14 protein-coding genes, 5 tRNA genes and 1 pseudogene are annotated in these 22,577 nt (G+C 63.0%); 12 read left to right on the top strand and 8 right to left on the bottom strand.

Annotation, left to right across the window (positions count from 1 at the left end):
• Nucleotides 1-2: 2 nt before the first annotated feature.
• Together ABE528_RS25035 and ABE528_RS25030 are read left to right on the top strand one after the other, a co-directional pair.
• Nucleotides 3-758, top strand: coding sequence for a spermidine synthase (locus tag ABE528_RS25035; protein ID WP_346654365.1), 756 nt, complete (start codon nt 3-5; stop codon nt 756-758).
• Between the two features lie 297 nt (nt 759-1,055).
• Nucleotides 1,056-2,784, top strand: a pseudogene (locus ABE528_RS25030) (DEAD/DEAH box helicase).
• A gap of 72 nt (nt 2,785-2,856) precedes the next feature.
• On the opposite strand, the gene ABE528_RS25025 reads toward ABE528_RS25030, so the two are convergent.
• Nucleotides 2,857-3,609 carry a class III extradiol ring-cleavage dioxygenase gene (locus tag ABE528_RS25025; protein WP_346654364.1) on the bottom strand — a complete coding sequence of 251 codons (753 nt, stop codon included), beginning with the start codon at nt 3,607-3,609 and terminating at the stop codon, nt 2,857-2,859.
• A 101-nt stretch (nt 3,610-3,710) separates the two neighbouring features.
• Here ABE528_RS25025 and ABE528_RS25020 point away from each other — a divergent pair, with 101 nt between their 5' ends.
• Entirely contained in the window at nt 3,711-4,358 is a 648-nt protein-coding gene (locus ABE528_RS25020) for a thiopurine S-methyltransferase (RefSeq protein ID WP_152958046.1), read from the top strand.
• Nucleotides 4,359-4,408: 50 nt separating this feature from the next.
• Here ABE528_RS25020 and htpX read toward each other — a convergent pair whose 3' ends face one another.
• Both htpX and ABE528_RS25010 read right to left on the bottom strand, forming a co-directional pair.
• Nucleotides 4,409-5,296 carry a protease HtpX gene (htpX, locus tag ABE528_RS25015; protein WP_003259721.1) on the bottom strand — a complete coding sequence of 296 codons (888 nt, stop codon included), beginning with the start codon at nt 5,294-5,296 and terminating at the stop codon, nt 4,409-4,411.
• Nucleotides 5,297-5,588: 292 nt separating this feature from the next.
• Complete coding sequence (locus tag ABE528_RS25010) at nt 5,589-6,800, bottom strand: pyridoxal phosphate-dependent aminotransferase (RefSeq protein WP_152958047.1); 1,212 nt, start codon at nt 6,798-6,800, stop codon at nt 5,589-5,591.
• Between the two features lie 178 nt (nt 6,801-6,978).
• Between ABE528_RS25010 and msrB the strand changes: the two genes are divergently transcribed.
• Entirely contained in the window at nt 6,979-7,380 is a 402-nt protein-coding gene (gene msrB / locus ABE528_RS25005; RefSeq protein WP_152958048.1) for a peptide-methionine (R)-S-oxide reductase MsrB, read from the top strand.
• Nucleotides 7,381-7,382: 2 nt separating this feature from the next.
• Nucleotides 7,383-7,871 carry a glutathione peroxidase gene (locus tag ABE528_RS25000; protein ID WP_152958049.1) on the top strand — a complete coding sequence of 163 codons (489 nt, stop codon included), beginning with the start codon at nt 7,383-7,385 and terminating at the stop codon, nt 7,869-7,871.
• On the opposite strand, the gene ABE528_RS24995 is transcribed toward ABE528_RS25000, so the two are convergent.
• Entirely contained in the window at nt 7,861-10,215 is a 2,355-nt protein-coding gene (locus ABE528_RS24995; protein WP_346654363.1) for a response regulator, read from the bottom strand. The two genes, ABE528_RS25000 and ABE528_RS24995, sit on opposite strands and share 11 nt — an antisense overlap.
• A gap of 76 nt (nt 10,216-10,291) precedes the next feature.
• On the opposite strand from ABE528_RS24995, the gene ABE528_RS24990 reads away from it, so the two are divergent.
• Together ABE528_RS24990 and ABE528_RS24985 are read left to right on the top strand one after the other, a co-directional pair.
• On the top strand, nt 10,292-11,179 hold the full coding sequence (locus tag ABE528_RS24990; RefSeq protein WP_152958051.1) for an ATP-binding protein: 888 nt from the start codon (nt 10,292-10,294) through the stop codon (nt 11,177-11,179).
• Nucleotides 11,180-11,181: 2 nt separating this feature from the next.
• Entirely contained in the window at nt 11,182-11,664 is a 483-nt protein-coding gene (locus ABE528_RS24985; RefSeq protein WP_346654362.1) for a GAF domain-containing protein, read from the top strand.
• Between the two features lie 73 nt (nt 11,665-11,737).
• Here ABE528_RS24985 and ABE528_RS24980 read toward each other — a convergent pair whose 3' ends face one another.
• Nucleotides 11,738-12,505: a hypothetical protein gene (locus tag ABE528_RS24980; protein ID WP_346654361.1), complete on the bottom strand. Its 768-nt coding sequence runs from the start codon at nt 12,503-12,505 to the stop codon at nt 11,738-11,740.
• A gap of 337 nt (nt 12,506-12,842) precedes the next feature.
• Between ABE528_RS24980 and ABE528_RS24975 the strand changes: the two genes are divergently transcribed.
• The 5 genes from ABE528_RS24975 to ABE528_RS24955 all read left to right on the top strand — a co-directional run bounded on the left by ABE528_RS24975 (nt 12,843) and on the right by ABE528_RS24955 (nt 13,407).
• Nucleotides 12,843-12,918, top strand: a tRNA-Glu gene (locus tag ABE528_RS24975).
• Nucleotides 12,919-12,922: 4 nt separating this feature from the next.
• Nucleotides 12,923-12,998, top strand: a tRNA-Gly gene (locus ABE528_RS24970).
• A gap of 92 nt (nt 12,999-13,090) precedes the next feature.
• Nucleotides 13,091-13,166: transfer RNA gene (locus ABE528_RS24965), tRNA-Glu, on the top strand.
• A 3-nt stretch (nt 13,167-13,169) separates the two neighbouring features.
• Nucleotides 13,170-13,245: transfer RNA gene (locus tag ABE528_RS24960), tRNA-Gly, on the top strand.
• An 86-nt stretch (nt 13,246-13,331) separates the two neighbouring features.
• Nucleotides 13,332-13,407, top strand: a tRNA-Gly gene (locus ABE528_RS24955).
• A 131-nt stretch (nt 13,408-13,538) separates the two neighbouring features.
• Here ABE528_RS24955 and ABE528_RS24950 read toward each other — a convergent pair.
• The 3 genes from ABE528_RS24950 to ABE528_RS24940 all read right to left on the bottom strand — a co-directional run bounded on the left by ABE528_RS24950 (nt 13,539) and on the right by ABE528_RS24940 (nt 22,562).
• On the bottom strand, nt 13,539-14,615 hold the full coding sequence (locus ABE528_RS24950; protein WP_346654360.1) for a fimbrial protein: 1,077 nt from the start codon (nt 14,613-14,615) through the stop codon (nt 13,539-13,541).
• 29 nt (nt 14,616-14,644) lie between these two features.
• Complete coding sequence (locus ABE528_RS24945) at nt 14,645-17,041, bottom strand: fimbria/pilus outer membrane usher protein (RefSeq protein ID WP_346654359.1); 2,397 nt, start codon at nt 17,039-17,041, stop codon at nt 14,645-14,647.
• A gap of 349 nt (nt 17,042-17,390) precedes the next feature.
• Entirely contained in the window at nt 17,391-22,562 is a 5,172-nt protein-coding gene (locus ABE528_RS24940; RefSeq protein WP_346654358.1) for an RHS repeat-associated core domain-containing protein, read from the bottom strand.
• Nucleotides 22,563-22,577: the final 15 nt, after the last annotated feature.

Here is a 22,577-nt window from a genome sequence, read left to right as displayed (position 1 = left end):
AGATGGCGACGGAGCGGGAAGAGAAGCTGTTGGCCCGGGTCGAGGATGCCTTTGGCGTCATCAGCGTGTACGAGGTGGAGGATTACCGCTTCCTTGAGTTCGGCGATGCCATTGAGCAGAGCTGCGTGTTCACCGCCGACCCCAGCTGGCTGGAGTACGACTACACCCGCGCCATGCTGGTGGGTGCGCTGTGCCATGAACAGCCGGAGAGTGCGCTGTTTCTCGGCCTGGGCGCCGGCACCCTGACCCAGGCCTGCATGAAGTTCCTGCCGCTGGAAGACATCGAGGCCATCGAGTTGCGTGCAGACGTGCCGCGCCTGGCCATGGAGTACATGGGGCTGGACGATGACCCGCGGCTGTACGTGCGCATTGGCGACGCCCTGGAGTTGCTGCCCACGGCAGAGCAGGCCGACTTGCTGTTCGTCGACCTGTATACCGACCATGGGCCGGGGGTCGGGCACCTGGCGTGGAGTTTCCTCGAAAACTGCCAGAAGCAGCTCAACCCTGGCGGCTGGCTGGTGATCAACCAGTGGGCCAACGACGACGGCAAGCCGCTGGGCGCGGCGCTGTTGCGCGGGTTGTACCACCGGCATTACTGGGAGTTGCCGGTGAAGGAGGGCAATGTGATCCTGCTGGTGCCGGCGGACCTGGAGCAGCAACTGGACCTTGACGGCCTGCGGGCGCGGGCTGAGGCCTTGGCACCGCGATTGGGGTACAGCCTGGAAGGCTTGATCCGCGAGATTCGCCCCGCCACCTGAAGGCCGTGCGGGCTTGCGCAGACAACCGTTTCAGCCGGCACCGCCAGATGGCCTGATACTGGCCGTTGGGCCAGAAAATTTTACTCACTACCCGGCATTAATTCGGGTATAGTACGCGCCGGTCTTTTAGCGGACCTCAAAATCAGGTGGTGCAAATCCTCCGAGTCCAGCTTCGGCTGCACGTCCGCTAGGCGGACCTTCCCAAAGTTTTCTTTTTCAATCGTTTTCGCAAATCCCCGCCGACAAAGCTGCCTGGGTGACCGTTCCGGTCTTTCAAGGCACGTGCAGCTTTGCAGCATGGGTCTTTGCGGATGCACTTAGAGGCAGACCCATGACCCAGGAAACCGGCGGCTTCGCCGCTCTCGATCTTAATCCGAACATTGTTGCTGCCGTTGTGGCCACCGGCTACGAAGAGCCGTCGGCCATTCAGCAACAATCGATCCCGATCATCCTCGCCGGTCACGACATGATCGGCCAGGCGCAGACTGGCACCGGCAAGACCGCTGCCTTCGCCCTGCCGATCCTGAACAAGATCGATGTGAGCAAGCGCGAACCGCAAGCCCTGATCCTGGCGCCAACCCGTGAGTTGGCGCTGCAAGTAGCCACCGCTTTCGAAACCTACGCCAAGCAGATGCCGGGCGTTAACGTGGTGGCTGTGTACGGTGGTGCCCCGATGGGCCCACAGCTGCGTGCCATTCGCAACGGCGCGCAAATCGTCGTCGCTACTCCGGGCCGCCTGTGCGACCACCTGCGTCGTGACGAAAAAGTCCTGTCGACCGTGCAGTACCTGGTACTGGACGAAGCCGACGAGATGCTCAAGCTGGGCTTCATGGACGACCTCGAAGTGATCTTCGATGCCATCCCGGCCAGCCGCCAGACCGTACTGTTCTCCGCAACCCTGCCGTCGTCGATCCGCTCGATCGCCGAACGTCACCTGCGTGAACCCAAGCACGTCAAGATCCAGACCAAGACCCAGACCGTTACCGCGATCGACCAGGCCCACCTGATGGTCCACGCCGACCAGAAGATCCCGGCTGTGCTGCGTCTGCTGGAAGTCGAAGAGTTCGACGCACTGATCGCCTTCGTGCGTACCAAGCAAGCCACCCTGGACCTGGCCGCCGCGCTGGAAGCCAAGGGCTACAAGGCTGCCGCGCTGAACGGCGACATCGCCCAGAACCAGCGTGAGCGTGTGATCGACTCGCTGAAGGATGGCCGCCTGGACATCGTCGTCGCCACCGACGTCGCTGCCCGTGGTCTGGACGTGCCGCGCATCACTCACGTGTTCAACGTCGACATGCCGTACGACCCGGAATCCTACGTGCACCGTATCGGCCGTACCGGCCGTGCCGGTCGCGATGGCCGTGCGCTGCTGCTGGTTACCCCGCGTGAGCGCCGCATGCTGCAGGTGATCGAGCGCGTGACCGGGCAGAAGGTTGCCGAAGCCCGTCTGCCGAACGCCCAGGCGGTACTGGATGCCCGCATCAAGAAGCTGACCAACAGCCTGGCGCCGCTGGTTGCCGAAGCAGAAGCCACCCATGGCGAGCTGTTCGACCGCCTGACCGCCGACCTCGGCTGCAGCGCGCGTGCCCTGGCTTCGGCCCTGCTGCGCAAGGCCACCAACGGCCAGGCGCTGGACCTGGCGACTGTCGAGCGCGAGCAGCCGCTGGTACCAAGCTTCGCCCCGCGTGGTGAGCGTACCGAGCGTGGTGAGCGCAGCGACCGTGGCGAGCGTGGTGGTGACCGTGGTGGTGACCGCGAGCGTCGTGCGCCAATGCCGCTGGCCGAAGGCCGCGTGCGTTGCCGTACCGCCCTGGGTGCCCGTGACGGCATCGCTGCCAAGAACCTGCTGGGCGCGATCCTCAACGAAGGTGGCCTGGCCCGTGACGCCATCGGCCGCATCCAGGTACGCGACAGCTTCAGCCTGATCGAGCTGCCGGAAGATGGCCTCGAGAAGCTGCTGTCCAAGCTCAAGGACACTCGTGTAGCCGGCAAGCAGCTGAAGCTGCGCCGTTATCGCGAAGATTGATCCTGCTGCAATGAAAAAATCCCCGGCCTAGGTCGGGGATTTTTTTTGCCTGTACCGCCGCGAATGGACCCTTCAGTCGAACCGGTAGATGTCCATGCCCAGCGCTCCCAAGGTGAAGCCCTGGTGCACGATGCCGAACCTGTCCCCAGCCCCCAGCGCAAAGAACAGCGGCAGCAAATGCTCATCACTGGGATGGTTGCGCAGCGCAAACGGCGCCTGTTTCCGGTAATCCAGCAGCGCCGCCTGGTCATCTGCCTGCAGCCGTTCCACCACCCAGTCCCGGAACGCCAGCGCCCAAGGCTCGATCACATCCGGCCCGGCATGCCAGTCCAGCTCACCGAGGTTATGGGTAATGCTGCCGGAGCCAATCAGCAGGATGCCTTCCTTTCGCAGCCCAGCCAGCGCCTGGCCGACCTTGATCTGCAGCCCAGGCCCCATCTGGCTGGGCAGCGATACCTGAATGAGCGGAATGCTCGCATCCGGGTACATCAGCGACAGCGGCACCCAGGCGCCGTGATCGAAGGGTCGTTGCGGGTCCAGGCGGGCTTGCAGCAGTTCAGCGACCCGGCTGGCCAGGGCTGGTTCGCCAGGCGCCGGATACTGCACCGCGTACAGTGCCGGCGGAAAACCGTAGAAGTCATGCCAGGTTTCGGGTTGCGCGCTGCTGGTCACCAGCAGTTCACGGCTTTCCCAGTGTGCCGACACCACCACGATCGCCTTTGGCCGTGGCAGGGCGTTGGCCAGCCCGGCCAATGCCGGCCCGCTGGCGCCGGGTTGCAAGGCGAGCATGGGAGAACCGTGGGAAATGAACAGGCTGGGCAGCATGGCGGGGTCCTGAGGGTTAAGATGCAATCATCTTCGATCAACTACCGATCGAAATCCAAACCAAGTTTTGCCGAAAAACCATCTAAAAATCGGGAGTGATCATGGAACCAGCGTTCTGGCAGCAGCGGTGGGCCGACAACCAGATCGGTTTTCATCAAGCGCAGGTGAACCCTTATCTGCAACAGTATTGGCCACAGCTGCAGCTGGCGCCGGGCAGCCGTGTGCTGGTGCCGCTGTGCGGCAAGAGCCTGGACCTGGCCTGGCTGGCGGGGCAGGGGCACCGGGTGTTGGGGGTCGAGCTGTCACGGCAGGCGGTGCAGGCATTCTTCCATGAGCACGGGCTGGTGCCGCAGGTGACCCAGCAGGGTGCTTTCGAAGTCTGGTGCAGTGGCGATGTGGCGCTTTGGTGTGGCGACTTCTTTGCCTTGCGTGCCGAGGATGTGGCGGATTGCGTGGCGCTCTATGACCGCGCCGCACTGATTGCCCTGCCGCCTGAAATGCGTGCAAATTACATGCGTTTGCTTTCGCAGGTATTGCCGGCAGGTGCCGGGCTGTTGGTAACCCTGGACTACCAGCAGGAGCTGCTGGCCGGGCCGCCGTTTTCGGTGGCTGACGATGAGGTGAGGCGGGGGTTTGCCGGTTGGCAGGTGGAGGCGCTTGACGCGCGGGAAGTGATCAGCGAGAGCCCGAAGTTCCTGCAGGCCGGGGTCACGAGCCTGGTCGAGCGGGTGTACCGCGTAACGTTCTGAGCGAAAATGGAAAAGGGCGACCGAAGTCGCCCTTTTCTTTACTGGCGGGATCAACCGCGGCGGCGCAGGGCCTCGATGCGGTCTTCCAGCGGCGGGTGGCTCATCAGCAGGCCAGCCAGGCCGTGCTTGAGGCCGCCATTGATGCCAAACGCCTTCATGGTGTCGGGCATGTGCACCGGCAGGCCTTGCTCCACGCGCAGGCGCTGCAGGGCGCCGATCATCGCGGCGGTGCCGGCCAGTTGCGCACCGGCTTCGTCGGCACGGTATTCGCGGCGGCGCGAGAACCACATCACGATCATGCTGGCCAGGATGCCCAGGATCAGCTCGGCAACGATGGTCGCCACGTAGTAGGCAATGCCCTGGCCTTCTTCGTTCTTGAAGATCACCTTGTCGACGAAGTTGCCGATGATGCGGGCGAAGAACATCACGAAGGTGTTCACCACGCCCTGCACCAGCGCCAGGGTGACCATGTCACCGTTGGCCACGTGGCCGATTTCGTGGGCCAGCACGGCGCGCACTTCATCGGGCGAGAAGCGTTCCAGCAGGCCCTGGGACACGGCTACCAGCGCGTCGTTGCGGTTCCAGCCGGTGGCGAAGGCGTTGGCCTCGTAGGCTGGGAAGATACCCACTTCGGGCATCTTGATGCCGGCCTCGCGCGACAGCTCTTCAACCGTTTGCAGCAGCCACTGCTCGTGGCGGGTGCGCGGCTGGCTGATGATCTGGGTGCCAGTGGTCATCTTCGCCATCCACTTGGAGATGAACAGCGAGACCAGGGAGCCAGCGAAGCCGAACACGGCGCAGAAGACCAGCAGGCTGCTGAGGTTGAGGTCAACCCCGTTGGCGGCCATGAACCCGTTGAAGCCGAACAGGCTCAGGGTAATGCTTGCAACCAGCACCACCGCGAGGTTGGTGGCTACAAACAACAGAATGCGCATCATGGTTGTTACGTTCTCCTGACGGATGAGTTGTTGCTTACTGCGGGGTATATAAGGTGCCGGTCGCACGGTTTCAATCGGGCGACTATTTCAAACTGTGTACGGCGGAGTATGGCAGAGGATTTTGCGTGGGCTGTGAGATAGAGCGTTGCAGGATGTAAGAAACATTCTGTGAGATTGCAGCGGGCTGCTTTGCAGCCCATTCGCGGGTAAACCCGCTCCCACAGGGTTTGCGTACAGCTCAAGGGCTGCGCTGTAGCTGTGGGAGCGGCTTTAGCCGCGAAGAGGCCGGCACTTACTGCGAATAAGTCCGCAGGAAGTTACCAATCCGGCCAATCGCGGCTTCCAGGTCATCCACCCGCGGCAAGGTCACCACGCGGAAGTGGTCCGGCCAAGGCCAGTTGAACGCCGTCCCTTGAACGATCAGCAGTTTTTCCGACAGCAGCAGGTCGAGGGCGAACTTCTCGTCGTTGAGGATCGGGCAGACCTTCGGGTCGATCCGCGGGAACGCATACAGCGCGCCCATCGGCTTCACGCAGCTGACGCCCGGGATGTCGTTGAGCAGCTCGTAGGTACGGTTGCGCTGCTCCAGCAGGCGGCCCGGCGGCAGCACCAGGTCATTGATGCTCTGGTACCCGCCCAGGGCGGTCTGGATGGCGTGCTGGGCCGGCACGTTGGCGCACAGGCGCATGTTGGCCAGCATGTCGATGCCTTCGATGTAGCTCTGGGCGTGGTGCTTGGGCCCGGAGATGATCAGCCAGCCGGAACGGAAGCCGGCCACCCGGTACGACTTGGACAGGCCGTTGAAGGTCAGGCACAGCAGGTCCGGGGCCAGCGAGGCGGTGCTGATGTGCACGGCTTCGTCGTAGAGGATCTTGTCGTAGATCTCGTCGGAGAACACCACCAGGTTGTGCTGGCGCGCCAGTTCCAGCATGCCCAGCAGCAGCTCCTTGGAGTACACCGCACCGGTCGGGTTGTTCGGGTTGATGATCACCAGCGCCTTGGTGTTCGGGGTGATCTTGGCCTTGATGTCCTCCAGGTCCGGGAACCAGTCAGCCTGCTCGTCGCACAGGTAGTGCACCGGCTTGCCACCGGCCAGGCTCACGGCGGCCGTCCACAGCGGGTAGTCAGGGGCCGGGATCAGCACTTCGTCGCCGTTGTTGAGCAGCGCCTGCATCGACATCACGATCAGCTCGGACACGCCATTGCCGAGGTAGATGTCCTCGATGGTGACGCCTTCGATTGCCTTCTGCTGGCAGTACTGCATCACTGCCTTGCGTGCGCTGAACAGGCCTTTGGAGTCGCTGTAGCCCTGGGCCGTCGGCAGGTTGCGGATCACATCCTGGAGGATTTCGTCCGGCGCTTCGAAGCCAAACGGCGCCGGGTTGCCGATGTTCAGCTTGAGGATGCGGTGGCCTTCCTCTTCCAGGCGTTTGGCGTGCTTGAGCACCGGGCCGCGAATGTCGTAGCAGACATTGGCGAGCTTGTTCGATTTGCTGAACTGCATGATGTGGTCCCGATTGAGAATACGCACTGCGGCCCTCTTCGAAACGTTCGAAAGGTTTGAAAGGGCAGGAAGCGGGTGCCAGACTGGAGGCCTTGCACACGAAGCCAACTAATATACGTGCCACCCGCGTTACGGAAAAGACGGCGCGAGGTGAAATTCAGCCTGCCGAGGTTCACTTATGCAAAAGATCGACAAGACACTTGAAGAATGGCGCGAAATGCTCGACCCCGCCCAGTATCAGGTGTGCCGCCTCAAGGGCACCGAACGGCCATTCAGCGGCAAGTACAACAGCGAGCGCCGTGCGGGCGTGTACCACTGCATCTGCTGTGACCTGGCGCTGTTCGACGCGCAGACCAAGTTCGACTCTGGCTGCGGCTGGCCGAGCTTCTATGCGCCGATCGAGCAGAGCGCGATGATCGAGATCCGTGACACCTCCCACGGCATGATCCGCACCGAGGTCACCTGCGCCCAGTGCGACGCCCACCTGGGCCATGTATTCCCCGACGGCCCGCCACCGACCGGCCTGCGCTATTGCATCAACTCGGTGTGCCTGGACTTCAAACCCCGCGACGGAGCCTGAAAATGCCCGGATCGATGCTGGACATCCCCTGTGTGACCCTGGGCGGCGAGCAGAAAAAGCTCGGCGACTTCGCCGGCAAGGCGCTGCTGGTGGTCAACACCGCCAGCCAGTGCGGCTTCACCCCGCAGTACAAGGGCCTGGAGCAGCTGTGGCGGGACTACCGCGCGCGTGGCCTGGTGGTGCTGGGCTTCCCTTGCAACCAGTTCGGCAAGCAGGAGCCGGGGGATGCGCGGGAAATCACGCAGTTCTGCGAGGCCAACTTCGGCGTGAGTTTCCCGCTGTTTCGCAAGATCGAAGTCAATGGCCCTGGCGCCCACCCGCTGTTCGTCGAGCTCAAGCAGCGCGCTCCTGGCCTGCTGGGCACGCAGAAGATCAAGTGGAACTTCACCAAGTTCCTGGTCGACCCGGCCAGCGGCAAGGTCACCCGCTATGCGCCGAGCACCAAGCCGCAGGCGCTGGAAGCCGACATCGAGCGCCTGCTCAGCCGCTGAGCGGCACCCAGTGGTCGATCAACGCCAGTAGTTCCTCGCGGCGGAACGGCTTGGCCAGGTAGTCGCTCATGCCAGCCGCGCGGCAGCGCTCGCGCTCTTCGGGCATGGCGTTGGCGGTCAGGGCGACGATCGGCAGCTCCGGCCAGCGCCCGCTCTGGCGAATGCGCCGGCTGGCCTCGTAGCCGTCCATCACCGGCATGTTGCAGTCCATCAGCACCATGTCGAAGTCTTCGCGCTCCAGCCATTCCAGGGCCTCGACGCCTTGGGTGGCGACTTGCACCTGGCAGCCGAGCTTGGCCAGCATGCCCTTGGCGACCAGCTGGTTCACCGGGTTGTCCTCCACCAGCAGGATGCGCGCGCGGCCCTCGGTGGCCGTGAGCAGCGGGGTGGCCAGCGGGTGCTCCGGGGCATGCCCCTGCAAGGTGCGGCGCAAGGTCTGATACAGCGCGTTGCGCGCCAGCGGCCGGGCCAGCTGGTGCAGGGGCGCCAGTTGCGCCGATTGCTCGGCGGGCAGGAAGTTGCCGTAGGCGGTCACCAGCAGAATCGGCGCCTTCAGTGCCGGGCGCAGCTGGAACAGCTGCTCCAGGTCGTCGGTGATCAGCAGGTCGATGCTGCTGTCCAGGAATGCGCTGCTGTCATGCCGTTGGTAGTCCAGCCCCCAGCCCGGCAGCAGGCCCTGCAGCAGTTCGCTGAGGCCACTGCCAGCGTCGCTGAGGGCGACAACCTTGCCCTGCAAGGCGGCGGGAGCAATGGCCTCGGTATGCGCGGGCAATGGCAGCTCGGCGCTGAAGCGGCTGCCAAAGCCAGGCTCGGACTGGATGTGCAGATGCCCCTGCATGGCCTTGCACAGGTTGCGGGTCAGGGCCAGGCCCAGCCCGGTGCCGCCGTATTGGCGGGTGATGCCGGCGCCGGCCTGGGTGAACGGCTGGAAGATCCGCGCCTGGGCCGCTTCGGGAATGCCGATGCCGGTGTCGCGCACTTCCAGGCGCACACCGCCGACGATGCGCACCAGGCGCACGTCGACGCGGCCGAAGCGGGTGAACTTGAGGGCGTTGGACAGCAGGTTGCTGACCACCTGGCGCACCCGCGTGGGGTCGCCGAGCACCGAGCTTGGGAAGTCGTCGGCGATCAGGCAGGTCAGTTCGACGTTCTGTGCGGCATTCTGCGACAGCAGGTTGGCGGTGTCCTCGACCATGGCGCCCATGTCGAAGGGAATGCGCTCCAGTTCCAGCTGCCCGGCATCGAACTTGGACAGGTCGAGAATATCGTTGAGCAACTCCACCAGCACCTTGCCCGAGTCGTGGGCGATCGACAGCTGCTGGCGCTGTTCGCCGGCCAGCGGGCTGTCCAGGGCCAGGGCGATCATGCCGAGCATGCCGTTAAGCGGGGTGCGGATCTCGTGGCTCATGTTGGCCAGGAAGGCGGCGCGCGCCTGGGCCATGTCGAGGGCACGCTGGCGGGCCTCTTCCAGCTCCTGGTTGGACTGGCTGAGGCGGTTGTTGCTGCCCTTGAGCTCCTCGGTGCGGGCCGAGACGATGTCTTCCAGCTCGTTGAGGTATTGCGTCAGGCGGTTTTCTGCGGTGCGCCGTTGCTGGATCTCGGTAGCCATGCTGACGAACTGCTGGTTGGCGACCCGGACCAGCACGCCGATCTCGTCGAGTTCGTGGCCGGGCGGGCAGTCCACCCGGGTTTGCCCGGGCTGGCGTGGGTCGCGGCCGGTGAGGGCGGCGATCACGGTGACCAGCGGCTTGGTCAGCATCATGTAGAACAGCGCCAGGAGGATGCCGGTGAGCACCAGGCTGCGGGCGAAACCATTGAGCAAGGTGACCCCGGCACGGTCGAGGAAGCGGCTGCCGAAGGTGTAGGTGTCGACGTCCAGGTACAATGTGCCGAGGTATTCCTCGGGCATGTGGGTCAGGTACAGGCGTTCCTTGAACTGGCGCTTTTCGCCGAACAGGAAGTCGCTCAGCGGCCGGTAGTGGTCCTCGAGCCGCGGCCGTTCGACGTCGGCCAGCACCGTTTCGTTGTTGTCGATCAGCCGTGCACGGATGACCGCCGGCGATTCCAGCAGGCCGCGGGTGAGCTCCAGGGCCAGCTCCGCATCGATGTTGTAGGCAATGCGCGAGGCCGGATTGTGGCTGATTTGCAGCAACGCCCGCACTTCGCGGTTGATGGATGCGTCTTCGCTGGCATAATCGATGCCGATCTGGATGAGACTGAGCAATGTTCCCAGGATGAAGCCGACCAGGACTGTCAACCGGGCTTGCTTGTATGACAGGCGATTGGTGAACTTGATATCCATGAGTCCCGAGCCGGTTCCACGTCCCTTGCGCTGCGCAAGCATAGCCGAATAGCCCCGGCTGCTGGCGTGCCTGTCACACATTCAGCGGTAAATCTCACCTGTCTTGCTAGGAGTCGTCATGGACGCTCGCTTGAATGCTTTCCTGGAGCGCGCCGAATCGGTGCTGGCGCGTCTCGAACCCCTGTTGCCGGTGCCGCGCCCGCAGATCGACTGGAACACCACGCTGGCTGCGCGCTGGCAGCGCGATGGCCGCACGGGCTACCTGATGCCACTGGAAGTCAGCCTGGACATCCGCCTGACCGACCTGATCGGCGTCGACAAGCAACGTGACCAGCTGGGCCGCAACACCCATCAGTTCATCAGTGGCATGCCAGCCAACCACGCCCTGCTGTGGGGCTCGCGGGGCACCGGCAAATCGTCGCTGGTACGCGCCCTGCTGGCCGAGCACGCAGGCGCCGGGCTGCGCCTGATCGAGATCGAGCGCGACCACCTGGCCGAGCTGCCGCGCGTCGTCGAGCAGCTGCAGAAGCTGCCGCAACGTTTCATTCTGTTCTGCGACGACCTCTCGTTCGAAGCCGGGGAGGGCGACTACCGGGTGCTCAAGAGCGTGCTCGACGGCTCGCTGGAGCAGGCCCCGGACAACGTGCTGCTATACGCGACGTCCAACCGCCGCCACCTGGTGCCGGAAAAACAGAGCGACAACGAAAACTGGAAGATGGTCGACGGCGAACTGCACCCCAACGAAGCGGTAGAGGACAAGATCGCCCTGTCCGACCGTTTCGGCCTGTGGCTGTCGTTCTACCCATTCAGCCAGGAACACTTCCTCGACGTGGTCGAGCACTGGATCGGCCAGCTGGCCCGCCCTGCAGGCCTGGCCTGGCAGCGCGACGAAGCGCTGGAAATTCTCGCCGTGCGCTGGGCAACCGGGCGCGGCAACCGTAATGGCCGTTGTGCCTATCAGTTCGCCCGCTACTGGGTCGGGCTGCAATTGCTGGAGCAAAAGTAAACATGATCGACCTCAATGCCAGTGGCGCTGGCCTCGACGGCTACAACCTGCTGGCGGCGCAAGTACAGGCGCTGTTTGCCGACGAGCGCGACTTCATCGCCAATGCCGCGCAGTTTTCGGCGTTTCTCTACAACCAGGTGGACGACCTGAACTGGGCGGGGTTCTACCTCAACCGCAACGAAGAACTGGTGCTCGGCCCGTTCCAGGGCCAGGTGGCCTGTGTGCGCATTCCGTTCAGCAAGGGCGTGTGCGGCGCGGCGGCGGCCACCCGGCAGACCCAGCGCGTGGAAGATGTGCATGCGTTCCCGGGGCATATCGCTTGCGACAGCGCGTCCAACAGCGAGTTGGTGATTCCGCTGGTGAAGGACGGGCGGTTGATTGGCGTGTTGGACCTGGACAGCCCGAAGCTGGCGCGTTTCAGTGAGGCGGACCAGGTGGGGCTGGAAAGGTTGGCGGCGATTTTCCTGGCGCTGACCGACTGCTGATCAATGTTGTTTGTATTGGCCCCTGTGGGAGCCGGCAAGCGCGGCTCCCACAAGGCCGGTACAGGCTTGAGGATCAGTCGTAGATCACCCGCTTCTTCCAGTTCTCGTCTTCATCGGTCTTGAGCCCTTCGGTCAATTCGTTCTGCTCGTTCTCCGCCGGCTCCATCTTGTCCAGCACCTGGGCATTGGCCCGCGCCAGCAGCTTCTCAAGATACGTCAGCTGCTCTTCATACACCTTCGGCTCCGGCTGCTTGCGCAGGTATTGCACGCCGCGCTCGAAGGCCAAGCGCGCTTGCCCCGGCTGTTCCTGCTGCAGTGCCTGCTGGCCAAGGTTGTTGAAGAACTCGATATGCAGCAGCACCAGGATGTGGCGGATCTCCTTGACCCAATGCTTGCCTTCGTTGTTCGGCAACACGTTTTCCTGGGTGCCCTTGACGATCTGGGTGTGCAGCGCTTCGAGCAGGAAGCGCACATCCTTGGCCTTGGCCTCGGTCTGGATCGGGCAGGGCGGGTTGTTGACCGGAATACGCTCGCCTTGGGCGATCAGCCCCTGGAGTTCGGCGATGCGCGCCTTGAGTTGGGCGTTGTGCTTGTCCAGCGCCAGTTGCCGCTGGTTGAGGTTCAGCTCCAGGCGCGCCAGCAGCAGCTTGAGGGCCGGGGTCATGAACTGGCCCGGGAAGGTCTCGGTGATTTCGCCACAGCGACGTACCCGGTCGGCCAGTTCGACTTTCAGCCGCGCGCGTTCGAGCTTGCTGTTTTCGACCACGTTGTTGAGGTAGCCGATCACGATCAGCAACGCGATACCGGCCACGATGAGTAGAGTGATCAGAAGTGGTGTCACCGTTAACGCCTCATCAAGAAGTTTTGCTTAATAGAGTGTAGTGGTAGCGGCCGCTACCGCGAAGGGACCGACGTGGCCACCTTGCTGCACTTTGTCGGCCGAGCGCCGCATTCCTCAAGTGATGGCACTTTGCGACGGCTGCGTCAGGAAATCAACGCCAATCCTTCGGCGTCGCCTGGCGGGACCTCCTATAAGGACCGAAGTCATTGATTTAAATAAATTTCTACAAAGGGGTTGACGCCTGTTCGAAGCATCCATAGAATGCGCGCCACTTGCAGCGTAAAGCACACAGCGGAACGCGGCAGGGAGTGAAAGCAGGCAGCAATGCCAGCAGCGTGTCCCCTTCGTCTAGTGGCCTAGGACACCGCCCTTTCACGGCGGTAACAGGGGTTCGAGTCCCCTAGGGGACGCCAAATTGCGGGAATAGCTCAGTTGGTAGAGCACGACCTTGCCAAGGTCGGGGTCGCGAGTTCGAGTCTCGTTTCCCGCTCCAGATTCTCCGGCAACGCTTAACGGCGGGGCAGGAAATAAAAATCCAGTCTGAATCGTGAGGTTCAGGTGCTGGTGCACTGAAAAGTGTTGTGTGTCCCCTTCGTCTAGTGGCCTAGGACACCGCCCTTTCACGGCGGTAACAGGGGTTCGAGTCCCCTAGGGGACGCCAAATGCGGGAATAGCTCAGTTGGTAGAGCACGACCTTGCCAAGGTCGGGGTCGCGAGTTCGAGTCTCGTTTCCCGCTCCAGTTTAAATACTGTGGCGTTCGCACGGTGCAGTGGTGGTGAGGGTCGTCAAGGCGCCTCACGCCGATTAGCGGTAAAGCTTCAAATTGCGGGAATAGCTCAGTTGGTAGAGCACGACCTTGCCAAGGTCGGGGTCGCGAGTTCGAGTCTCGTTTCCCGCTCCAAATCGTTGAACGAAGAAAGGGACGCAAGTCCCTTTCTTCGTTTCTGTCTGTCCGTTTTTTATCCCGAACCAGCGGTTCGTCGTTGGCGCAACGGGCCAGCCTCGCCCGTTGTGCCCATCCAGCGTGTCGCCCTACTTGTAATAGATCGTGAAATTGAGTGCGCTTTTGGCGATTCCGGGTGTGACCTCTGCGTCCACCTGATAGTAGCGGGCGTTGAAGTCGATGCGCATATCGCCCGGGGTGATCGCGCTCATGTCCAGCTCCTGGCCAAGCTCGGCGGGGGTCACACCGTCGCCTCGCAATACCTGCACGCCCAGGCCGGTCGCGCTGCCAGGGTCCCCGATCAGGCTGAACAAGCCTTTGCCGGCATCGATCACGGTGGCGCCCTTGGTCACGTCCAGCTTGACATGCACCCGCGCCTTGCCACTGGCCGGGTCGTCATCGCACTGGTTCAGGTAGATTTGGAAGGGGATCGAGGTTGTTACGGTGCCTTCGCCCGTGAATATGTCCTTTTTGTGTTCGCCAAGTTCGACCGGGTCGGCACTGACGGGGTTGGCTCGCAGGGAGCATTGCGCCTGCATGACCGTGCCGTGCAGGCTGGCGTTCAGCACGCTGCCTACGCCAGTGAATGTGCCGCTGAACACTTCCTTCCCGGCAAACTCGTTCGGGCCCTGCGGTATGTCACCGGTCTTGATCACGGTGATATCGGTTTCCATATAGGTCGTGCGGATCGCTCCAGGGCTGGGTTTGTCCTGGTAGCCTTTATAAGGTATCGAGACAGGGCCTATCGGGACCCAGAGGTTGTCGCGTCCTCCCTGATACGGTATGCCCAAGGCGATGTGCACACCAACGCCGGGTATGTTGGTCTCCAGCACGCGGTCGGGGTCGATGCCGGCGACAGGCGGTAGATGGCGGACAACCAGTGGGGTGACAGTCAGGTTGACTTCGGCATAGTCACCGGCGACAGCCACCGGGCACAGGAGCACATCGCCCGTGGCGTTGGCGGTCCTCTTCATGCCGGTGGTGGCGATGACGGTGCCCGTCGGTGCATCGCGTGGCACCCACAGCGTGCCCAGGTCAATGTTGTACAGCAGTTTCCCGGTGGGCTGGCCGCCGTCCCATTTGCACAGGGCCAATGCATTGCTGCTGGCCAGCAGGCTCGTCAGGGCCAGGGGCAGGATCGCGCGTCGAGTGAATGAAGCAGTCATGGTGATCGATTCCGATGCCGGTAGGGGGGTCAGGTCGTGGGGCAATTCAAGGTCTGTTGGTGGTAGCCCTGTGCTTGGTCCATGGTGGCGGGCTCGATCTGCAGACGGCATTGCTCATGGCTGTCTTCGCCCCAGCGCAGGTGCAGCGCCTGGGCTTTGTCTTCGACCGCCAGCAAGGCCTGGCCGGCCTGGCCGACCACGCCCAGCGACGTGCCTGCGTCATCGTTGACCTGGGTGCCAAACGGCAGGGGCTGGCCGTCGGCATGCAGCAGGGTGAGGATCAGCCGGCTGACCTTGCGCGCGTCGAACCTGGCCTGCACGATCGCCCCGCGGCGCGGAGTCAGGTGCTGGACGCCGTTGTCGATCTGCACCTGCGGGCCCAGGTCGTCGGTGTCGAGTTCGAGCAAATTACTGCGGTAGGGCCTCAGGTACGGCACCAGCAGGTGGCCGCTGCTGTCGCTGCGGCTGCCAGGGGCGTTTTTCACGCCGACCCCGGCGATGTCCGGCACCTGCACCAAGGCATTGGTTTCGCCCAGATAACGGCCGAAGGTCAGGCCATCTTCGTGCAGCAACAGGCTGCCGCTGGCGTTGACCGATAGCGACCGGTAATCGTCGCTTTGCGTGTAGCCGGCGCCGACGCTGGCGTTGGCACCCTGGTAGCCGACCGAGAGGGCGGATGTCTGGTTTTGCCGTTCGTCGCGGCTGGCCGAGGCGACGTAGCTCAGGCGGTGGTCCAGGGCGCTGCTGGAGAGGCTGGCGCGCTGGCCGTGGGCGCCGTTGCGGGACGTCAGGTCGAGGTTGGCGCTGGAGGCGCGACCGAAGTCCAGGGGCATCGACAGGCTGAGGCCGAACATGCGGTCGTTCTGGCTGCGCTCGTTGAGTGACTGTGACGCGTAGAGGGTGAAGGTGACGTCTTTCAGGCGGGAGCTGAATTGCAATTGGTACTGGCGCAACTGCCGGTTGCTTTGCCAGTAGTCGTCCTGGGTCATGGTCAGGCTCAGGGCGCTGCGGATGCCCAGGCGCTGGTGGGCCGAGGCTTCCAGGCGGCTGCGACGGCTGCCATGGTAAGCGCTGTAGGCGTTGCGTTCACGCACGGCTTCGTCGTAGTCGCGATAGCCTTCGGTGGAATAGCGATAGCCGGCGAAGCGCAGGTTGGTGCCGGTATCGAACGCTTTGCCGTAGCGCGCGGCGAAACTGTGCCCGTGCACATTGCCCAGGGCGTTGCCCAAATCACTCTCGGCACGGGTCACATCGAACGACAGCGCGCCGATGTTACCCAGGTCGCGCGCGGCGCCCAAGGTGCCGGCGCGATAGTAGTCGCCGCCTTGCACGCCGCCATACAGGGTGGTGCTGGCGCTGCCACCGCGGGCCAGGGTCGCTTGCCACAGCAGTGGCGACTCGAGGTTTTCGGCACCCTTGTAGCGGCCCAGGGTGGCGCTGTAGCGCCAGATACCTTCACGCAGCAGGTTGCTAAGGCTGGAATAGGGCTGGATGAAACGCCTGACCTGGCCGTCGGCTTCGGTGAGGACGATTTCCAGCTCGCCGCTGCCGCTACCTACGGCGAGGTCGTCGATTTCATAGGGGCCCGGGGCCACATAAGTGCTGTAGAGGGGGTAGCCGTTATGCAGCACTTCAAGCTTGGCACGGGTTTGTGCAACGCCGCGGATGATCGGAGCGTAGTTCTGCATCACATCGGGCAGCATGCCCATGTCCGAGGCCAGTTGCAGGCCGGTGAACGGCTGGCTGCGGAACACTTCGCCGTTGCTGGAGGTTTCGCCCAGGGTGAGGGTGCCGAAGCTGCCGGGCAGGTCGCGCTGGGCGTAGGTGTTGGTGTGGGTCCAGCGTCGACTGCCGTCTTGGTCCTCGCGCAGCGTCTGGCTGCTGCGCAAGCGCCAGGGGCCCAGGTTCAGGCCGCCGTTGAGGTAAAGGTCCTGGTTGCTCTGGCTGCCGGCGTGGGCTTGGCTGCGCATTTGCGCAGAGGCCTGGTAGTTGATGAAGGCGGCATTGATGCCATAGTCCCATTGATCGGCACTGGGCATGCGCGCCGAATCCCGGTTCATGAAGGCCTGGGGGATGGACAGGTCCAGGCGCAGGTGGCGGCTGTCGAGCTTGACCGTGGCGCCGGGGGCGAGGGCTTCGAGGTCGAGGCAGCGGTCGTCCTCGGGCAACGGCTGCGCCAGGCTCTGCTCACGCAGGCCGGCCTGGCGCAACAGGGCTGCGTCCAGGCACGGCTGCAGGGCGCGCTGGCCGTCGATATTCCTGAGGGCTACCTCGTGTTCGGCAAGGAGCACCAGGTTGACCCACACTTGCAGGCGGTAGCGGCCGGCGGCGAGCGGAGTTTCGGCGGCCAGGGATTGCAGGGCCAGGGCGCCGGCGTCCGCGGGCTGGCCGGGGGCCTGGTACATGAAGCTGGCGTCGAACGGCATCGCTTGAAGTTCGGCGTATGCGCTGCTTTGGCAGGTGATGAGCAGGCTGAAGCTACAGCATGAAAGGAGTAGAAGGCGTGACGGGTTGCGAATTGAAGGGGTAAACATCGGCATGATCCTATCGGGATACCGCCTTCGAGATGAATGCGCGTCAGTCATACTGGGTGCGGCAATTCAAATCATGAGCAAATGGCGGCAATGAGCTGGGCTCAGATAGAGGCACGATAGGGATAATGAGAGCGCGGGGATGTAAGGCACTTCTTGGCAAGGCGGGGATAAATCAGAAGACCGGTTTTGCTCTAAGAAAGCAGGGGCCCCAGTTGGGGCCCCTGCTGTTTATGGCTTACAACTAGTTGTATGAGGTGAACGGTCGATCGCGAAGGGCCTCCCACGTTTTGCCGTTTGTTCTATACAGGAGATGGCGCCAATTCCTTTGGTTGATATAGCTTGTCGTGTCAACTCCTCCTTGTGACGATATCGATGTTCGCGGTGAACTTGCCAGCGAACTTGCCTGCGTAGGTGCTGGTGAAGGTGCTGCTGAAGGTGCTGATGAAGGTGCTGATGAAGGTGCCGGCGACGGTGTTGAGTAGTCTACTGGCGGCGTGGGGGCACGCGGTGCTGGTGCTGGTGCTGCACTCGCTGTGTTCAAAGGTGAGGCTGCAGGTTGAGGCGCAGGCGCGGGCATCTGCTGTGCAGGGCCCGTAGATGGGGCGTTCGAAATTATACTTCCTCTTTGACTGCCAGCACCCGCACGCGACCCTGGAGTTGTAACTTTCCCCCCCGCCCCCTTGAAGTACCTAAACGCTCCCTTGCCTAGCATGCCTAAACCGACACCTGCGATGAATGCGCCAGCATATTTGATAATCGACTGTGTTTGACTGTTGCTGGTCATTTTATCTGCCAGGAAATACATGCCTGCGCCTACTGCGATAAGCGTCACGCCGATCACCATCGCGCCCACCGGTGGCAGCAAGCTGGCCAAAATTGCGCCCACCATAATGCCTGCGGCAAGCGCTCCGAAGTGCCCGAGAATGTCCATGAACCCGCCGCCCTTAGGCTCTTCCAAAGGATCGATATAAGGCGGCTTCGGATCCCGGCTTGGCACCGGCGAGGACCGGTGGCCCGTCGGGTCGACCCAGTTCACCGGGTTGCCGAGGGCATACATGTAGGGGTTGACCCCTGCATCTTCCTGGGGCAGTGAATCAGGGCTGTGGAAGCGCATCAGCCCAGGGTTGTAGGCGCGCAGGCCACGCCCCAGCAAGTACCAGTCGAGCAGTTGTTCTCGCACCTCGCCATTGAAAGACAGCAGGGCCTTGAGGCTGTCATCGTCGCCACGCTCTCCATACACGCTCAAGTGCGCCTGGCTGACGCCCCCGGCACTGTATTCGGCCGTCACCGACGCGGCATGGTCGGTGACCAGCAAGCGTGTGTCCTGCGGTTTGGCAAGGTTCTGCAGGCCAAGCGGGTGCGTGTCGCCGTACAGGTAGTGAACCTGCTCATTGCCCTGGGTCACCGCGCTCAAGCGGTAATCTTCGTAGCGGCGCAGCTGTTCGACCCCATCAGGCTGGGTTACACCCACCAGGTCATTGTGCGCATCGTAGCGATAACGCGACAGCACGCGTTGCCCATCGCTGCTGGTCACCTGCTGCAGGCGCCCGAAGTCATCGTAGGTCAGGGCGTTGCCCCACTCGTCATTGCACTGGTTGCCGTCCTTGTCATAGGTAAACGCCTGGAACTTCGGATAATCCTCTGCACCCGGGTCTTGCAGGTGCAAGCTGTGGCTCAGCTCGCGTAGCTGGAACCGGTCGTAGACATCGTCCGCATTCTCGGTGCCATACTCGAAGCGCCCGTCATCGGTGTTGCCGTCGTGGAAGGTGGTCTGGCAGCGGGTGAGGTTGTCCCACAGGTCGAACCGGAACACCTGCGCCGTGATGGAGCGGCCGGCGCGGTTACGTGGCAAGTAGGCCTCGGCGTCGCCCTCGTCCTCGAGCGTGCAGCTGACCTTGGTCAGCCGGTTCAGGCCGTCATACCTGAATGTTTCCAGCAGGCGCTGCTGACCGTCTTGCAGCGTGGCGCGGCTGTGCAGCAGATCGTTGTCTTGCCATACCAGTTGTATCGTTCGCGTGCTGCCGTCATCGAGCGCCACGCTGCGTTCGGATTCACGCCCCTGGTCGTCATACAACACGGTGCTGGTGACCTGTCGCTTGCTGACATTGTCGAGCGTGGTGGTCTGGTACAGACGCCCGTCAGCGTCATAGATGAACGTGGCTTCGAGGTAACCTCGCGTAGGCTGTTCCTGCCGCGCTTGCCTGGTCTGTTGCAGGCGCCCCTGGGCGTCGTACGTGTAAACGGTCTGCGGACCATTGCTGGCGGTGCGCTTGAGCGGGCGGCCCTGAAGCGATGTGTCGTGCGTGATGCTGTAGTCGAGCGTGTTGGTGGTCTTGTCGGTCCAGGTTTCTTCAAGCAAATAGCCCTGGTCGGTGTAGTCGTAGCTTCGCGTGCCTGCGTTGTTTTCGGCCGAGGTCATTTCTGCGTCGGGCCTGGCGTAATCGAACAGGGCGTCGTCGTTGGCTGCCGTTGCCCCCTTCAGGGCGACCGAGGTGGGCTGTTGGGTCAGCTCCGGTGTGTAGGCATATTTGAGGATGCGGCCGGAGGCCTTCGTATGTTCGTCGACCAAGGTCGTCTGGCCGTGGTAGTTGAAGCGCTCGGTCCGCTTGCCGACGGTCAGCCTGGTCAGCCGGTCGAGGCCGTCGAAGGTGCGCTCGCATATGATGCTGCCTGGTTCGCCTTCTGCCGGCTCGAGTGACAGCTCGATGGTCAGCTCATCGGTACTGTGGCTGGCAAAGCGGCGCAGCAGCTTGCTGCCATCGGGGCGTTCGCTGCTGTTCATGCGCCCCCACACGTCGTAGGCGAGCTTGGTCTCCTGCTGCAGTGGGGGCGCCTCCAGGTCCAGGGGGTCGCGCAGGTGCTGCACCTGGCGCACGCAACGGCCGATACCGTCGTAGTAATACTGCATGCGCCCCACCAACTGCCCTGCAGTGTCAAGACGGCGGTCGCTGATCGGTTTGTCGAAGCGGTTGTACTCGCTGCTGGCAAACTGGCGCCACTTGCGTGGCCTGGCCTCGCCGTGACGTTCTTGCCAGGTGTCGACGATGAACCCTTCCTTGCCGAAGGGCGAGCGTTGGATGCACACCACGACGCCATCGGGCTGCTGGCTGGTCACGCGTTCGCCCCAGCCGTCATAGCCATAGGTGCTGGTCAGCGTGCGCTTTTCGTCGTTGTCCAGGTAGTCGTAGGTGGTTTCCGACGCGGTGCGGCCTGCGCTGTCGTATTGCGTCGTCTGCACGACGTGCCAGTTGCGCTGCCCGGTGCTTTTGTCTTCGGTTTCCCGGTCATGCTGGATAGGCCGGTTATACCCGTCGAACCAGGTGCGCGAGACCACGCCGTTGACATCCGTGACTTCTTCGTAGGGCTTGGCACCGAGCACGTAAGCGAAGGTTCGGCTCGCGGCATTGGCGCCATCGTCACCCATGACCGTCTCGGCCGTCATACGGTCGAGCACATCGTACTGATAGTGGATGTTGACCTTGTTGGCGTCCTGGTCGCGCATGAGCAGGCCGCTATGAATGGAATGCGCGCGGGCCACTGTGCGCTCTCTCAGGTCATGCGCCTTGAACGTCTCACGCACTTGCAGCAAGGTCTTTTGCCGGTTGTCGTCGTCGATCAGCGAATGGAAGAACGTCGACGTCGCAGTCTTGTCCTTGCCAGGGTCGGTCGCATGCTTGAGTGTCACCGCCTGCTGGGCCAGGCGGCCATGCAGGAAGGCGTTGTGCTCGCTTTCCTTGTACAGGCTGCGGGTGGTGGCCTGCAGAACCCGCTCGATGTCGCCATCCAGTACCTGTGACAGTTCTTCCTCGCGGGCATCGAGGAAGCCCTGGGCCGCCGCTGCCGTGCTCAGGGCAGGCACGGCTTGGTAGCGGTAACGGGTGCGCAAGGTGGCTGCCTGGCCTTCGCCGATCTTGGCCGGGTGTACCGTGCTGGTCTTGCGGCAGCGGGTGAACAGTAGTGGGTCGGGCGGGCAATCTTCACCTTCACCGGTCTGTGGATAATAGGTATGACGGGTATAGACCGTGGTATCCAGAGTTGCTTGCTGGTTGATCTCGTTGTCCTTGTAGACCGGCGGCGCCGCCACGGACTCCAGGGTCAGGTTGCCATGCTCGTCGTAGTCGGTGATCAGCACCTCCTCACGCAAGCGGGCGAGATCTCCCTCGATCTTCCAGCGCTTGATCTGATACTTGGGCATCTGGAAGAACGCCGGCTGAAACTCGAACATGGCGTCGGTTTCGTGGTAGACGGTCTCGGCTTCCTGGATGCAGGTCTCGCGCCGGGGTAGCTCGGCGCCCCGGTCGTACACCTCATGGGTCTGCTCGGTGCGTTGCAGCTTCAGCAAATGAAAACGGTCGAAGCGGCGGGTGATGCTGCGCAGCGGCGTGCTGCCGAGCAGATAGGTGGCGGTCGAGCCATAGCGGAATGCGCGGTCGGTACTCTTGTAAAGGTTGTCCTCGCCCTCGTCCTCCCACGAGGCGCCACTGCCCCAACCGAGGAAGTTTTCGCTGGTGTAGGTGTAGGTGGTGACCATGTCGGCCTGGTCGTGACCAGGTTTGATCGTGTGCCTGGTCACCCGCGGCAGGGCAGGGTGGGCATCGCCGGGGAAGCGGTGGCCTTCATCGGCATATTCGATGAGCTCGGTGCCATTGACCGGGGTGTCTACGGCCGTCAGGCACACCATGTCACGCACCTTGTCGTAGTCGAGGCCCCAACTGTCATTGCTGGGCAGGACGATGGACTCGAGCACGCGTACGGCCGGGGTGAACCGGTTATCGAGCTCGAGGGTGTAAGTGGCCCGTGGCTTGCCACCCGGGCCGGAATAGGGGTGCAGGTCGAGGGTGACCCGGTCGCTGCCATAGGTGATGAGCAGCAGGTCGAGGCCGCTGTCGTCCTTGATACCGATGAGGCACGGGGCGCCGAGGTAATTGTCGTAGCGCAGGGTGATGCCATGGCCCGACGGTGCCTCGACCCGGGTAGGCAAGGCCACACGATTGTCGGAGGGCCCATTCACTTCGAGCAGCTCGATCATGCCGCTCTTGTGCTCGACGCGGTAGCCATCGCCATGGTCATGGAACAGGAAGCTGCGCAGCTTGCGCTCCTTGATCAGCCTGCCGGTGCCGTCGTCAGTGGAGCCATCGACCCGGAAGCTTTCGCCAGTGTGCAGATGCAGCATGTTGTTGTCGGGGGTGTACTGGCTAAGGTTGAGCGTCCAGCCACGGCCGAAGCCCGAATCCTCGATGTTCATCGGGTTGAAGCCGATGCGCAGGGGTAGCGAAGGCCCGGCGAGGTTGTTGGCGACCAGCTCTGGCAGTTCGATAGCGAGGGTGTATAGGCCGGTGCGCGGATCAACGCTGTTATTGACGAAGCTCAGGAAGTTGAACGCATTGGAGGCTGTTTTTGAGGAGATAGTCATGATCGGTCCTCCCTC

It is taken from the genome of Pseudomonas sp. TWI628 (genome assembly GCF_039673865.1).
Taxonomy (GTDB): domain Bacteria; phylum Pseudomonadota; class Gammaproteobacteria; order Pseudomonadales; family Pseudomonadaceae; genus Aquipseudomonas.
The sequence above is the reverse complement of the archived record's forward strand: the minus strand, read 5'-3'. Positions and strand labels throughout refer to the sequence as shown.